The organism is Bacteroides xylanisolvens XB1A, assembly GCF_000210075.1.
Classification (GTDB): domain Bacteria; phylum Bacteroidota; class Bacteroidia; order Bacteroidales; family Bacteroidaceae; genus Bacteroides; species Bacteroides xylanisolvens.
Genome location: NC_021017.1, coordinates 3,577,418 through 3,593,476 on the forward strand (window position 1 = coordinate 3,577,418; position 16,059 = coordinate 3,593,476).

Annotated in this window: 11 protein-coding genes and 1 pseudogene; 10 read left to right on the forward strand and 2 right to left on the reverse strand. The window is 42.9% G+C overall.

Annotated elements, in window-relative coordinates:
* Positions 1-42: 42 nt before the first annotated feature.
* Complete coding sequence (locus BXY_RS13935) at positions 43-1,188, reverse strand: AraC family transcriptional regulator (RefSeq protein ID WP_022199325.1); 1,146 nt, start codon at positions 1,186-1,188, stop codon at positions 43-45.
* Between the two features lie 233 nt (positions 1,189-1,421).
* Between BXY_RS13935 and BXY_RS13940 the strand changes: the two genes are divergently transcribed.
* The 4 genes from BXY_RS13940 (at position 1,422) to BXY_RS13955 (ending at position 5,543) form a co-directional block, all read left to right on the forward strand.
* Positions 1,422-1,919 (forward strand): HU family DNA-binding protein, encoded by a 498-nt coding sequence (locus tag BXY_RS13940; protein WP_004305143.1) that lies wholly within the window; start codon positions 1,422-1,424, stop codon positions 1,917-1,919.
* 81 nt (positions 1,920-2,000) lie between these two features.
* Positions 2,001-3,269, forward strand: a complete 1,269-nt coding sequence (locus tag BXY_RS13945; protein ID WP_004324509.1) for an ATP-binding protein — start codon at positions 2,001-2,003, stop codon at positions 3,267-3,269.
* Positions 3,270-3,372: 103 nt separating this feature from the next.
* Complete coding sequence (locus BXY_RS13950; protein WP_004299629.1) at positions 3,373-4,914, forward strand: glycine--tRNA ligase; 1,542 nt, start codon at positions 3,373-3,375, stop codon at positions 4,912-4,914.
* Positions 4,915-4,925: 11 nt separating this feature from the next.
* Positions 4,926-5,543, forward strand: coding sequence for an FKBP-type peptidyl-prolyl cis-trans isomerase (locus BXY_RS13955; protein ID WP_015532234.1), 618 nt, complete (start codon positions 4,926-4,928; stop codon positions 5,541-5,543).
* Between the two features lie 90 nt (positions 5,544-5,633).
* On the opposite strand, the gene BXY_RS13960 is transcribed toward BXY_RS13955, so the two are convergent.
* Positions 5,634-6,662: a LacI family DNA-binding transcriptional regulator gene (locus BXY_RS13960; protein ID WP_015532235.1), complete on the reverse strand. Its 1,029-nt coding sequence runs from the start codon at positions 6,660-6,662 to the stop codon at positions 5,634-5,636.
* Between the two features lie 178 nt (positions 6,663-6,840).
* Here BXY_RS13960 and BXY_RS13965 point away from each other — a divergent pair, with 178 nt between their 5' ends.
* The 6 genes and pseudogenes from BXY_RS13965 to xyl3A all read left to right on the forward strand — a co-directional run bounded on the left by BXY_RS13965 (position 6,841) and on the right by xyl3A (position 15,666).
* Positions 6,841-7,773 carry an aldo/keto reductase gene (locus tag BXY_RS13965; protein ID WP_008642918.1) on the forward strand — a complete coding sequence of 311 codons (933 nt, stop codon included), beginning with the start codon at positions 6,841-6,843 and terminating at the stop codon, positions 7,771-7,773.
* Positions 7,774-7,788: 15 nt separating this feature from the next.
* Complete coding sequence (locus tag BXY_RS13970; RefSeq protein ID WP_015532236.1) at positions 7,789-8,712, forward strand: amidohydrolase family protein; 924 nt, start codon at positions 7,789-7,791, stop codon at positions 8,710-8,712.
* Between the two features lie 38 nt (positions 8,713-8,750).
* A pseudogene (gene fucP, locus BXY_RS13975) lies at positions 8,751-10,047 on the forward strand (L-fucose:H+ symporter permease).
* 25 nt (positions 10,048-10,072) lie between these two features.
* Positions 10,073-11,089, forward strand: a complete 1,017-nt coding sequence (locus BXY_RS13980) for a zinc-binding alcohol dehydrogenase family protein (RefSeq protein WP_015532239.1) — start codon at positions 10,073-10,075, stop codon at positions 11,087-11,089.
* A gap of 296 nt (positions 11,090-11,385) precedes the next feature.
* Entirely contained in the window at positions 11,386-12,984 is a 1,599-nt protein-coding gene (locus BXY_RS13985) for a glycoside hydrolase family 43 protein (RefSeq protein ID WP_134993118.1), read from the forward strand.
* 96 nt (positions 12,985-13,080) lie between these two features.
* Complete coding sequence (xyl3A, locus tag BXY_RS13990) at positions 13,081-15,666, forward strand: xylan 1,4-beta-xylosidase (RefSeq protein WP_015532241.1); 2,586 nt, start codon at positions 13,081-13,083, stop codon at positions 15,664-15,666.
* Positions 15,667-16,059 lie beyond the last annotated feature (393 nt).

A 16,059-nucleotide genomic window follows, 5' to 3' on the forward strand; every position in this document is an offset into this window, starting at 1 on the left:
CTTAATGTCAAAACGAAAAACAGTCTTCAGAAAGCGTTTATTTTATCTTTGTCTAGTCTTTTTCTGCCGGTATTCAATAGGTGAACATCCTTTGAATTTTTTGAAAATCCGGGCAATGTTATTATAGTCTGTAAAGCCTACTTCCATTGCTAAATCGGCCAATGGACGGTCGGTTGTGAGCAGTAGATCTGCAAGATGATTACACCGGCAATTCAGAATATATTGGTATATAGAGGTATTCAGTGCGTTTTTGAATTTCACTTCGAAGTTTCTGCGGGATAGCGGAATGTTTGCAAGCAGAGACTCTATGGTCAAATCGGAACTGTAATGAGACTCTATATACTTCACTACTTCCAGAATATAAGGGTCTTTGATATTGTGTTTCTCCGTAGATTGCCGTAATTCGATGCGGATAGGATTGATAACAATATTGAAAGTACCTTCGTGTTCCTTTTTTATTTGTTGATGAATAAGTCTGCCGATAGAATATCCGCCTCTTTCTACTTCGAGCTCTATGGATGAAATGGGAGGGTCGGAAATATTACACATCAGTTCGTCATTGTCCACGCCTAATAAAGCAATTTCTTCCGGAATAGGAATATTCGTCATTTTGCAAGTTTCAGAAATGAATAGGGCGTGCGCATCATCACAACAAAATAGAGCGACTGGCTTGGGGAGTTGCTGCAACCATTGGCTGACTTCCATTCTTATCTCGTCTTCCTGCTTATCCGATTCGAAACTGAAAAATTCGCCTCCGATGCGTTTTACTTCCTGCCGATACCCTTCGCAACGTTCGTCAGACCAAACCACCCCTTTAACGCCGAAATAAGCAAAATTGCGAAACATTCTCTTGGCAAAAAACTGGGCTGCCATTCTTCCCGTTCCTTTATAGTCGCCTGTCAGATTAGAGTAAGTGACGCTCCGGTGATGGTAGTTTTGTAGTACTACCGGAATATTCAGCTCCTTCTGCAAATCGATCGTATCATTATTCCACTGACCGATAATGGCGTCGGCTTTCCATTCTTTCGCCCATCTTAAAATGCCTTGTTCACCATGCATTGCGCTATAATAAGAAGGTAGTCGGTAAAAGAGCCAGGGGCCGTTTTCTTTGGAGTATTGGACAAGTCCCCGTAGCAGTTTCCTGTCAAATTCGCTTGAATAGTCTATCAATAGAAGAATCTTAATCATAGTTCTATGTTTTTCTTTAGTATAATGTAGGGATGCACAAATATAGAAGAATTCCTTTGTTTTCCTATAATAAAAACTTAATTTTGTAGCAAGAAAAACTTGTATGACACCCGGGTCTCGTGCTGTACGACACCCGGGTGTTGTTGTGTTCGACACCCGGGTCTCAGTATGCATGACACCCGGGTGTCGTACAAATTATGATAACTAACTTAAAAAGAAAGGAGCGTAAGATTATGTCTATCCCTTATGTAGTGAGAAAGAAAGCGGATTTATCATCCGGAGAACGGAAAGAGTTATGGTATGGTGTACCTAGTAAAATGCAGCGAAGAGGAGGAGTGAAAAATAAAGAACTTGCAGTACGGATGGCAAAGACAACAGGCTTTCATCGTGGGCAGATAGAAGGAATCCTGTCGGAGTTGGTTGAAAGTATTCAAGACCTGCTTTCCTCCGGTCATTCGGTGACCATTGAGGGATTGGGAACCTTTCAAACGGCACTGACCAGTCAGGGATGTGTGCTGCCCGAACAGGTAACGCCGGGGAAAGTTGCTATTTCACGCGTATATTTTGTGGCAAACTCAAAATTCAGCAGGGAACTGAAGAAGACAAAGTGTACCCGCATACCTTTTAAATATTATATGCCCGAAAGTATGCTAACGAAAAATATGAAGAAAGCAGACCGGGAACTGGAACAAACAGAATACGACATAGAAGAGCCGGAAATCGACGAATAGTTGAATAAAAAACAATATTGTCTTGTTAATTGAACAGAATTAGATTATATTTGTTCAGTGGTTAGAACAATATCTTGAAATATGATTAGAAGAGAAATACTAAAAGAAGTTCTATTAGATAATAGAAATGAGGTGGTCAAACATCAAGTTATACCTCGTAGCTTTCAGTTTGAAGAGTTTGGAAATTATGTATTTGTAGGTATCCGGCGAGCAGGAAAATCATTTTTACTTTATCAACGGATACAGGAACTTTTGCATAATGGGCATACTTGGAATGAAATGCTATATGTGAACTTTGAAGATGAACGTTTGATTGGAATGACGGCGGCAGATTTAAATCTCATACTGGAAGTACATGCCGAGATGTCAACAGACAGGCCGATGCTTTTCTTGGATGAAATTCAGAATATTGATGGTTGGGACAAGTTTGTTCGGCGATTGGCTGATAATAAATATAGGGCTTATGTGACAGGAAGCAATGCTAAAATGCTTAGTCAGGATGTAGCTACCACTTTGGGGGGACGATACATTACAGTACATGTATACCCTTATGATTTTAAAGAGTTTCTTTATGCTAATGGGGTTGAAGTTACAGAGAATTCTTTGTTTGCAACAGAGAGCCGGGCAGAAATAAAGCGTATATTCAATGATTATTTTCGTTCCGGTGGTTTTCCGGAAGGGGCATCGCTTGCCGCAAAACGGGATTATCTGACAAGTGTTTACCAAAAGATATATTTAGGAGATATTGCTGCAAGACATTCCATCGAAAATACTTTTGCTTTACGCATCCTTTTCCGCAAATTGGCCGAAAGTATAAAGCAACCGGTTTCGTTTACTCGTATAACTAATATTGTTGCTTCAACCGGAGTGAAAATATCGAAGAATACTGTCATTAACTACATGGAATATGCCAAAGATGCTTGCTTGCTGATTCCTATACAAAATATTGCGGATAAATTGGTGGAGCGTGAAACTAATCCGAAATATTATTTTGCGGATAATGGCATTCTCAATTTGCTTCTTTTGGATGCTGATACCTCGTTGCTTGAGAATTTGGTTGCTGTGACACTATTGCGGCGTTATGGGACGGACGATGCTGTATTCTTTTATAATAGAAATGTAGAGGTTGATTTTTATTTGCCTGATACAGGAGTGGCTATACAGGTCTGTTATACCATGAATCTCTCTGATGAGACTTTCCAACGGGAAGTTCAGGCATTAGTAAAATTGAATAAGGTATTTGAATGTCGGCAGTTATTGATAATAACGTATGACGATGAAGAACGGATTGAGTTGGAAAAATGTGCGATTGAGGTAATACCGGTTTGGAAGTGGTTGTTGGGTAAATAAGATAAATTAATACCCTCCCTGTCTTATTTATGAGATAAATCCCTATCTTTGTGGCACTTTTTACGAAAAAAGCAAATTCAAATTAATAGATATAGAAAAGAAAATGGCACAAGAAGACGTTTTTAAGAAGCTTGTATCGCATTGCAAAGAGTATGGTTTCGTATTCCCTTCGAGCGATATCTACGACGGACTAGGCGCTGTGTATGACTACGGTCAGATGGGCGTTGAATTGAAAAATAACATCAAGAAATACTGGTGGGACAGCATGGTGCTGTTGCACGAGAACATTGTCGGTATCGACTCTGCCATCTTTATGCATCCTACTATCTGGAAGGCTTCCGGACACGTAGACGCATTCAATGACCCTTTGATTGACAATAAAGACTCTAAGAAACGTTATCGTGCTGACGTGTTGATCGAAGATCAGCTGGCTAAGTATGACGATAAAATCAATAAAGAAGTAGCGAAAGCTGCCAAGAGATTCGGCGAATCTTTTGATGAGGCTCAATTCCGTTCTACCAACGGACGTGTATTGGAGCATCAGGCAAAACGCGACGCACTTCACACTCGCTTTGCTAAAGCTCTGAACGACGGTAATCTGGAAGAATTGCGTCAGATCATTATTGATGAAGAAATCGTATGCCCGATCTCCGGTACAAAGAACTGGACAGAAGTTCGTCAGTTTAATCTGATGTTCTCTACTGAAATGGGTTCTACTTCCGAAGGAGCAATGAAGATTTATCTTCGTCCGGAAACTGCACAAGGTATTTTTGTAAACTACCTCAATGTACAGAAGACGGGTCGTATGAAAGTTCCTTTCGGTATCGCACAGATTGGTAAGGCTTTCCGTAACGAGATCGTTGCCCGTCAGTTCATCTTCCGTATGCGTGAGTTCGAACAGATGGAAATGCAGTTCTTTGTAAAACCGGGAACTGAACTTGACTGGTTCAAGAAATGGAAAGAAATCCGTCTGAAATGGCATAAAGCTCTTGGATTCGGCGATGCAAGCTATCGTTATCACGATCACGATAAACTGGCTCACTACGCAAATGCCGCTACTGATATCGAATTCCTGATGCCGTTCGGATTCAAAGAAGTGGAAGGTATTCACTCTCGTACTAACTTCGACTTGTCTCAACATGAGAAGTTCTCCGGCAAGAGCATCAAATACTTCGATCCGGAACTGAACGAGTCTTATACTCCGTACGTAATCGAAACTTCTATCGGTGTTGACCGTATGTTCCTTAGCATCATGAGCGCATCTTATTGCGAAGAGCAATTGGAGAATGGTGAAAGCCGTGTGGTTCTGAAATTGCCTGCTGCTTTGGCTCCGGTGAAACTGGCAGTTATGCCGTTGGTGAAGAAAGACGGTCTGCCTGAAAAAGCCCGTGAAGTTATTGACAGCCTGAAGTTCCACTTCCATTGCCAATATGACGAAAAGGATAGTATCGGTAAGCGTTATCGCCGTCAGGATGCTATTGGTACTCCGTACTGTGTAACAGTCGATCATCAGACATTAGAAGATAACTGCGTGACATTGCGTAATCGCGATACCATGCAACAAGAGCGTGTAGCTATCTCTGAACTGAATAACATTATTGCAGACAGAGTAAGCATCACTTCTCTATTGAAAACTTTACAATAAACCTTTAACGAATGAGTAAAAAGATCTATTTATTCTCCTTAGTATTGCTGGCTTTGGCGTTCACTGCTTGTAGTGAAACGGAAACAGTAGACAAGTATGATAATTGGCGTTCACGCAATGAATCATTTATTGATTCTTTGGCAAATGTGTTTGAAGCGGGAACTGACCCTCTGTTACTACGGATTAAAGTGGAACAAGGCAATGATTATATTTATTATAAGACGAAAACTCCGATCACTGTGAATAGCGTACATACGGAAGTTCTCGGAGAGAAGCCGACATCCACAGCGGTTGTGAAGGCTTTCTATAAAGGTACGAATATATTGGGTGAACGTTTCGATGGTTTTGAGGGAGCTGATCCGGTGGATGGAGATTCGAATGCCTCTCAACCGGATACCCCTCCAGTGTCATTCGATTTGTCCGGTAGGGTAATAGAAGGCTGGAAAGAAGCAATACCTCATATGAAAGTTGGTGAACGTTGGTTGATATATATACCTTGGAAATATTGTTATGGCAGTACCGGAAATAGTAATACAACTCTCATTCCTGGTTATTCAGCTTTGATTTTTGATATTCAACTGCTTGATGCAGATAGTATTCAGAAGAAGTCGGAGCCGTCAAAAGATTAAAAAATATATTGTTATTTAAGAAAAAGTTGTTTGATTGTTTATAGAACGTCAAATAACTTTTTCTTTTTAGGTATAAATCGTGTCTTGTTTTTATTTTTTCTTATCGTATTTTATACTACTCTCCCTAATCTGCAAATGTGTCGGAATCGTTACCTGCTTGATTGTCTTATCTCCTTTTATCTGATCGATAAGTAGTTGGCAAGCAGTTTCCCCCATTTTATAAGTCTGATGAGATACGGCAGATAGTTTGGGCTCTACATAGTTAGCGTGTTGCTCGTCCGTATATCCTATAATGGCAACATCCTCCGGAATCCGAAGTCCGTGGCTTTTGATTACTTCCATCGCAGCAAAAGCCAGCGTATCATTCATCGCAAGAATGGCATCGGGAGGTTGTGGTAGGGATAACAAGGTTTCTGTTGCAATCTTACCTTCTTCATAATCAATCTTTCGGCAAACAACCAGTTCTTTTTCGATAGGAATACGGTTTTCGCGCAGCGCTTCCAGATAGCCGTGCTTTCTTCTCTTTACAATATCCAGATGATTGGCCCCTCCGATAAAAGCTACCCGCTCGCTTCCATTATCCAGGAGATGTTGTGTAGCCATCTGTGCGGATTGTGCCCCGTCTGCTATCACCGATGAAAATTGGTCGGTCAGGCAAACACGGTCGAACAGGATAAGTGGCATATTAATGTCTTTCAAGGCGGAGATGTGGGAGAAATCGGTTGTTTCTTGAGACAGACAGGCGATGATGCCTTCCACGCGCATATTGACCAGATTCTCAATGTTTCTTTTTTCGTGCTCGTAAGACTCATGCGAGGTCGTGATAATCACGAAATATCCGTTGGCAATAGCCATATTCTCTATTCCATTCAGAATTGATGCAAAGAAATGAGTGACAATATCCGGAACGATCACTCCGATGATACGTGGCGCATTTTTCCGCAGGCTCATGGCAAAAGGATTGGGACGGTAGTTCATCTCTTTAGCCAGTGCCTTTGCTTTGGCGCAAAGTTCACGGCTGATTTCCGGACTATCTTTTAGTGCCCTGGATACAGTAGGAATCGACACCCCCAATGCTTGGGCGAGATCTTTGAGTGAAGTATGTTTCCGGTTTTCCATTTGAAAGTCTGCAACTTAGATTCTTTTTACAAAGAAAGCACATTCCCGGAAAATAAAAGCATCTGAAGCAATATTTTTTACGTAAACCGTTACGTTGGTTTTTCGACCGCTCTCTGCTGCACTGAAACTATTACTGACCTATTTTTGTCGCATACAAAATGATTTAAAACCTAAAAGTATGCAATACCATGAAATCGGAAAGACAGGGATGAAAGTATCATCTCTTAGTTTTGGAGCTTCTTCTTTAGGAGGAGTTTTCCATGATTTGAAAGAAAAAGAAGGCATTCAAGCTGTGTTTACCGCTGTTGAGGCAGGAATGAACTTTATCGATGTGTCTCCTTATTACGGACATTATAAAGCGGAAACTGTTTTAGGAAAGGCGCTTAAAGATCTTCCTCGCGACCGTTATTACCTTTCTACCAAAGTGGGACGTTATGGAAAAGATGGAGTAAATCTGTGGGATTACTCTGCAAAACGTGCGGTAGAAAGTGTGTATGAGAGCATGGAGCGTCTGAATATAGATTTTATCGATCTGATAAATGTACACGATGTGGAGTTTGCCGATTTGAACCAGGTAGTTAATGAAACTCTACCTGCTTTGGTTGAGTTGCGTGAAAAGGGAGTGGTAGGACACGTTGGAATTACCGACTTGCAACTCGAAAACCTGAAATGGGTAATTGACCATTCACCAAGCGGTACGATTGAATCTGTGCTTAGCTTCTGCCATTATTGCCTGTGTGATGATAAATTAGCAGACTTCCTGGACTACTTCGAATCCAAAGAAATCGGCGTGATTAATGCTTCTCCGCTTTCAATGGGACTGTTGAGTGAACGTGGCGTGCCTGCTTGGCATCCGGCTCCCAAACCCTTGGTAGAGGCTTGCCGTAAAGCAATGGAACATTGCAAAGCTAAGAATTATCCGATTGAGAAACTGGCTATGCAGTTCTCCGTCAGCAATCCCCGTATAGCAACGACTTTATTTAGTACAACTAATCCGGAGAATGTGAAAAAGAACATCGCTTTCATCGAAGAACCTATTGACTGGGAACTCGTTCGGGAAGTGCAGGAGATTATCGGAGAGCAGAAACGTGTAAGTTGGGCAAACTCATAAAACAGCGTCATTCGTATGGACTATACAATTATTGATGCGCACGCCCATCTGTGGTTACGACAGGATACTGTTGTGGACGGATTGCCTATCCGGACTTTGGAAAATGGCCGTTCGGAATTTATGGGAGAAATCCGGCAAATGGTTCCGCCCTTTATGATAGACGGAGTGAATAGCGCGGAAGTTTTTCTTTCGAATATGGACTATGCGCAAGTGGCTGCGGCTGTCATTACCCAAGAGTTTATTGACGGTATTCAGAATGATTATTTGTCGGAAGTCGTTTCCCATTATCCCAACCGTTTCTTTGTTTGCGGAATGTGTGAGTTTCGCAAACCTGGATTTTTGGAGCAGGCGAAAGAGCTTATAGCCAAAGGTTTTAAGGCTATAAAAATACCTGCCCAACGCTTGTTGTTAAAAGAGGGACGGGTAATGCTGAATAATGAGGAAATGATGCAGATGTTTCATTCTATGGAAGAACGGAATGTCATGCTCTCCATCGACTTGGCTGACGGAGCAACACAGGTTCCCGAAATGGAAGAGATTATTCAGGAATGTCCCCGCCTAAAAATAGCTGTCGGACACTTCGGAATGGTGACACGTCCGGACTGGAAAGAACAAATCCGCCTGGCACGTCATCCCAATGTGATGATTGAATCCGGCGGAATCACCTGGCTTTTCAATGATGAATTTTATCCTTTCAAAGGAGCAGTGAAAGCCATTCGGGAAGCGGCGGATTTAGTTGGCATGGAGAAACTGATGTGGGGATCGGACTATCCGCGCACCATTACTGCGATCACCTATAAGATGTCATACGATTTTATAGTGAAGTCTTCCGAGCTGACGGAAGAGGATAAAAGACTCTTTTTGGGAGAAAATGCCCGGAACTTCTATGGATTCACGGATCTCCCCGTACTTCCTTACATCAAGAACATGTCCGAATGATGGAGAAAACATCCTTATCGTAAAACTAGATTTATACCATGAAAAAGAATACATATACAATACCTTTAGCGTTGGTTTTCTGCCTTTTCTTTCTGTGGGCAATAAGCAGCAATCTGCTTCCCACGATGATCCGGCAATTGATGAAGACATGTGAACTGAATACCTTTGAAGCCTCCTTTACCGAGACTGCCTACTGGTTGGCTTATTTTATTTTCCCCATCCCCATAGCGATGTTTATGAAACGTTACAGCTATAAGGCGGGAATTATTTTCGGACTGGTATTAGCAGCAATCGGAGGCCTGCTTTTCTTTCCTGCCGCCATTTTAAAAGAATATTGGGCTTACCTCTGTATCTTCTTTATTATCGCTACGGGAATGTGCTTTCTGGAGACGGCTGCCAATCCGTATGTGACGGTTTTAGGAGCTCCCGAAACAGCTCCCCGCCGATTGAATCTGGCGCAGTCTTTCAATGGACTCGGAGCTTTTATCGCTGCCATGTTTTTGAGTAAGCTCATCCTTAGCGGAACTCATTACACGCGAGAGACCCTTCCTGTAGATTATCCGGGAGGCTGGCAGGCCTATATCCAATTGGAAACGGATGCCATGAAACTCCCTTATCTGATATTGGCTATATTGTTGATTGCCATAGCTGTCGTCTTCGTCTTTTCAAAATTGCCGAAGATTGGGGACGAAGGAGAAACGGCTTCTTCCGATAAAACGACTTCTTCGGGTAAAACGAAAGAGGGTAGCCAGAAAGAAAAACTGATAGACTTCGGTGTATTGAAGCACTCACATTTGCGGTGGGGAGTGATTGCGCAATTCTTCTATAACGGCGGACAGACGGCGATAAACAGTCTGTTCCTGGTTTACTGTTGCACTTATGCCGGATTGCCGGAAGATACAGCGACTACCTTCTTCGGATTGTATATGCTTGCATTTCTTTTGGGGCGTTGGATCGGTACCGGATTGATGGTGAAATTCCGTCCACAGGATATGTTACTGGTTTACGCCTTGATGAATATTCTTTTGTGCGGGGCAGTGATGATATGGGGAGGTATGATCGGGTTATACGCAATGTTGGCTATCTCTTTCTTTATGTCTATAATGTATCCCACGCAGTTTTCATTGGCGCTAAAAGGACTGGGGAGTCAGACAAAGAGCGGTTCGGCATTTCTGGTAATGGCTATTGTCGGCAATGCCTGCCTGCCTGCCACAGTTGACGGCTTATTTCATGCATGCCAATGAGCATATCTATTATATGGCCTATTGTGTACCGATGATTTGCTTTGTCTTCTGTGCATATTACGGCTGGAAAGGTTATAAAGTAATCGATTAATAAATTTATTTATCAAACATATCCAATGAAAGCAGTTCAAATTGTCAATCCCTCCGAAATGAAGGTGGTTGAACTGGAAAAACCGACCGTTGGTGTCGGTGAAGTATTAGTAAGAATCAAGTATGTTGGTTTCTGTGGCTCTGATCTGAATACCTTTTTGGGGCGTAATCCAATGGTGAAGTTACCGGTAATCCCGGGACATGAGGTAGGAGCGGTGATTGAGGAGGTTGGTCCGAATGTTCCGGCTGGCTTCGAAAAAGGGATGAACGTGACATTGAATCCATACACCAATTGTGGTAAATGTGCTTCTTGTCGTAATGGTCGTGTCAATGCCTGTGAGCATAATGAAACGTTAGGGGTACAGCGCAATGGAGTGATGTGCGAATATGCCGTATTGCCTTGGACAAAGATTATTCCGGCAGGCAATATCTCTCCTCGCGATTGTGCGTTGATTGAGCCGATGAGTGTCGGATTCCATGCGGTATCTCGTGCGCAGGTGATCGATAATGAATATGTGATGGTTATTGGCTGCGGTATGATTGGTATCGGTGCCATTGTACGTGCTGCTTTGAGAGGGGCAACGGTCATTGCTGTCGATCTGGATGACGAGAAACTGGAACTGGCGAAAAGGGTAGGTGCTTCTTATGTGATTAACTCCAAGACAGAAAATGTACACGAACGGATGCAACAGGTAACGGAGGGCTTCGGTGCCGATGTGGTGATTGAAGCTGTCGGCAGTCCGGTCACTTATGTGATGGCGGTGGATGAAGTCGGTTTTACAGGACGTGTGGTTTGCATCGGTTATGCCAAAAGCGAAGTAGCTTTCCAAACGAAATATTTCGTTCAGAAAGAACTGGATATCCGTGGTTCCAGAAATGCGTTGCCGGCAGATTTCCGTGCGGTTATTAATTATATGAAAGAAGGCAACTGTCCGGTGGAAGAACTGATTTCGAGGATAGCAAAACCGGAAGGAGCTTTGGAAGCTATGCAGGAATGGACTGCTAATCCGGGAAAGGTGTTCCGTATCTTGGTTGAGTTCTGATAAGTTCTTGTAATAAGAATAGTTGTTGATACTCGTTGTTCCGGGTATGTAATAAGTGAGAGGAGGCTGAATACAGTCTCCTTTCTTTGGGAGATAGGGTGATGTAACATGAGTAAATATAGATGTAACATTCTTCATTCGATATGTAGCATCACAAAGAAATCATGTAGCATACTTTGGACAATATATCTGTTTGCATTTTCTATTTTTGTGATGTGGAAGATAACAAGGAACATTTTAAATAATTAGCTTTCAAATAATAGATAATGTAGCCAGTTAATAAAAAAACGATGATTATGCTGAAAACAAAAATCAACACTATTCTGCTGTGTACTCTTTTTACATTGTTCTTCCCGCTATCAGCCGGAGCACAATACCGTAATCCTATTCTTTATGCTGACGTGCCTGATATGTCGGTATGTCGTGCAGGTGATTACTTTTACATGGTTTCCACTACTATGCACCTGATGCCGGGAGCACCTATCATGCGTTCGCCGGACATGAAACATTGGGAAACTATCAGCTACGTATTTCCCCGCATTGACGATGGTCCTCGTTATGATCTGCTCGAAGGCACTGCTTACGGGCAAGGACAATGGGCATCATCTATCCGCTATCATGACGGAAAATTCTATGTATGGTTTACAGCCAATGGCGCGCCCGGACGCGGGTTTGTCTATACTGCGGCAGATCCGGCCGGTCCCTGGAAACTTCTTTCGCGCCCCCCGCATTTCCATGACGGTTCGCTTCTGTTTGATGATGACGGGCGGGTGTATCTCTTTCACAGTACAGGACAGCTTACGGAGTTGAAACCCGATTTGACCGATGTACTTCCCGGTGGCATCAATCAGCAAATATTTGAACGGGATGCTGACGAACAAGGTCTGTTGGAAGGTAGTTCCGTCATCAAGTATAATGGGAAATATTACTTGCTGATGATTTCTATGGATTGGAGTATTCCCGGCCGTCTGCGTCGTGAAGTATGCTATCGTGCCGATAAGATTACCGGACCTTACGAAAAGCGTGTCATTCTTGAAACGGAGTTTGACGGGCATGGCGGTGTTGGTCAAGGATGTATCGTAGACGGGAAAAACGGTGAATGGTACGGGCTGATTTTTCAGGATCGCGGTGGCGTAGGGCGTGTACCGTGTCTTATGCCTTGTACATGGACGGAAGATGGTTGGCCTATGCTGGGAGACAAGGATGGGCACATTCCGAATGATACCACTTTATCGTATATGTCAATGGATGGTATCTGCGGTTCGGATGATTTTTCCGCTTCCGGGCTTTCCCTCTATTGGCAGTGGAATCATAACCCCGTCGATCAGGCATGGAGTCTTACCGACCGTCCCGGATTTCTGCGTTTGAAAACCTCCCGTGTGGTAGATAACCTGTTTGTTGCTCCCAATACGTTGACCCAACGTATGGTAGGACCGAAATGCATGGGCACTGTCAGTCTCTCTCTGGGGGGGATGAAAGATGGTGACCGTGCAGGATTATCGGCTTTTAATGGTGACAGCGGTGTGCTTACGATTGAAAAGAACGGAAATAAACTGTCTCTTGTGATGAGTGAACAGAAAAGTGTATTTGAGAAAACGAAGCGTGCCATTAGCCGTGTGGATATGACCGAACAAGCCCGTATACCTCTTAACAAAGAGCTTGTCTACTTGCGTGTGGAAGGTGACTTTACCAATGGACGGGATGAGGCTCGTTTTTCTTATAGTCTTGATGGGAAAGCATGGATACCTGTCGGTCTGCCTATTAAGATGAAATTTGACTACACCCGTATGTTCATGGGCAGTAAGTTTGCTATATTTAACTATGCTACACGTTCCGTGGGCGGTTATGTAGATGTGGACTCCTTTGATTATTCGTTCTGTGATGCGTCAATGTAACAAACAAATATGTATTTGTAACCAATGAAACATTGTTTTATTAGAAAATAGGCTATTTTTGTTTCCAAATTAATCATAACTAATAAGTATAATATTATGAAAAGAGGTTGGATACCGATTATGGGTGTTTGTTTGGTGTTATCGTTTTCGGCATGTAAGCAATTGCTGCCTTACCAGGACACTTCTTTAACGGCGGAACAACGGGCGGAGGATTTGTTGCCCCGGTTGACTTTGGAAGAAAAAGTATCATTAATGCAAAATGCGTCACCTGCTATCCCTCGACTGGGAATTAAAGAATATGAGTGGTGGAATGAGGCGTTGCACGGTGTGGGACGTGCCGGATTGGCTACTGTTTTTCCCCAGTCTATCGGTATGGGAGCTTCTTTTAATGATTCATTATTATATGAAGTGTTCAATGCCACTTCCGATGAGGCTCGCGTAAAATCGCGTATTTTCGGTGAAAGCGGCGTGCTGAAACGCTATCAGGGATTAACATTCTGGACACCGAATGTCAATATATTCCGTGACCCTCGTTGGGGACGCGGTCAGGAAACTTATGGTGAAGACCCTTATCTGACAGGACAAATGGGAATGGCTGTAGTCCGTGGTTTGCAAGGACCGGAAGATGCCAGGTATGATAAGCTGCACGCATGTGCCAAGCACTTTGCCGTTCATTCAGGACCGGAGTGGAACCGGCATAGTTTTGATGCGGAGAATATAGATCCCCGGGATTTATGGGAAACCTATCTGCCTGCTTTTAAAGATTTGGTACAGAAAGCGCATGTAAAGGAAGTGATGTGTGCCTATAATCGTTTTGAGGGAGAGCCTTGTTGTGGCAGTAATCGCCTGTTGATGCAAATATTGCGGGATGAATGGGGATACAAAGGCATTGTAGTCTCTGACTGTGGAGCGATTTCCGATTTCTATAGACCGGGAACGCATGAGACTCACCCGGATAAGGAACACGCCTCGGCTGGTGCCGTGCGGGCAGGTACAGACCTTGAATGTGGAAGTGAATATGCTTCACTGGCGGATGCTGTAAAAGCCGGTTTGATTGACGAAAAAGAAATAGATATTTCATTGAAACGTTTGTTGACGGCACGTTTTGAACTGGGAGAAATGGACGAACAATCGGCTTGGTCGGAAATTCCAACCTCTGTCTTGAATAGTAAGGAACATCAGGCATTGGCTTTGCGTATGGCCCGTGAATCATTGGTGCTCTTGCAGAATAAAAACAACATCTTGCCTCTGAATACCCATCTGAAAGTAGCTGTTATGGGACCTAATGCCAATGACTCCGTGATGCAGTGGGGAAATTATAACGGTATTCCGGCACATACGGTTACCTTATTGGAAGCTGTCCGTGCCAAACTACCGGAAGGACAAATCATATACGAACCGGGTTGTGACCGTGTGGACGGAAAGACACTCCAAAGCCTGTTTGATGAATGTAGCATAAATGGTAAACCCGGTTTCTTGGCAGAATACTGGAATAATCGTAATCGTGAAGGGGAGGTCGTTGCCACCGATCAGATTTCAACTCCGTTCCATTTTGCAACGACAGGGGCTACTACCTTTGCTCCTGGGGTGGAGATAACAGATTTCTCGGCTCGTTATGAATCTGTCTTTCGTCCTTCGCAGTCGGGTGATGTTGCTTTCCGTTTCCAACTGGATGGTGAAGTGACTCTTATTATAGATAGTGAGCAAGTGGCTCGGAAAATATATGTTAAGAATCCGACGAACCTCTATACGTTACAGGCGAAAGCTGGAAAAGAGTATCATATCGAGATTTTATTCAAACAACGGAATGAAAGGGCTACACTTGATTTTGATTTGGGCAAAGAGGTAGGGATTGACTTGAACCTCGCAGTGAAGAAAGTAATGGATGCTGATGTGATTCTTTTTGCAGGTGGAATTTCTCCAAGTCTGGAAGGTGAGGAAATGCCGGTAGAAGTTCCCGGATTTAAGGGTGGTGACCGTACGGATATTGAACTTCCGGACGTTCAACGTGATTTGTTGAAAGCTTTGAAGAAGGCTGGTAAAAAGGTTGTCTTTATCAATTATTCCGGTTCAGCTATCGGATTAGTGCCCGAAACGACTACTTGTGAAGCGATTCTGCAGGCATGGTATCCGGGACAGGCGGGTGGTACAGCTATCGTTGATGCTCTTTGGGGAGAGTATAATCCCGGTGGACGCCTGCCGGTCACTTTCTATAAGGATGTGAATCAATTGCCGGACTTTGAAGACTATTCCATGAAGGGGCGTACCTATCGATATATGCAACAGCAACCACTTTTCCCATTCGGTCATGGGTTGAGTTATACTGACTTTACTTATGGAGAAGCTAAATTGAGCAAGAATACAATCGCCAAAGGTGAAAATGTAGTATTGACTATTCCGGTAAGTAATGTCGGGCAACGTGATGGAGAAGAGGTGGTTCAGGTTTATTTGAGACGTCCGGGTGATAAGGAAGGTCCCCGTTATACCTTGCGTGCTTTCAAACGCGTTCATATTCCGGCAGGGAAAACTGAATCAGTAGCTATTCCTCTTACCGGTGAGAACTTTGAATGGTTTGATGTAGAGTCGAATACGATGTGTCCGTTGGAAGGTACTTATGAATTACTGTATGGAGGAACTTCTGATAGAAATAAGTTGAAAACGATTGTAATGAACGTACAGTAATACCGCTTTGGAATTTTGTTTATTTTTACAGATAGACAATCCGGATTTATTTATTGAATGAATAAAGAAAGAACGACCTTGTTCCTTTAAAAGGAACGGGTCGTTTCTTTTAAACCAAGCCCCCGTTTCTTTTAAACCAATGGGGGCTTTCTTTTAAAGGAAAATGAATATTTGCTAATTATTGATATTCAGCATTTTATATGATGGAAGATAAAAGTGCTGAAATAATAGGTAATGTAGTTATTTATCTTACCATTTTTCTGTTTTTGGGCTTTTTGTTACATCAGAAAAGAATCATGTTACATGTCTGTGATAAATGTAACCTGTATATAGATGCCTGTATCATGATTGTACATATATGATAAAACCGAATCGATACATTTGCAAACACTA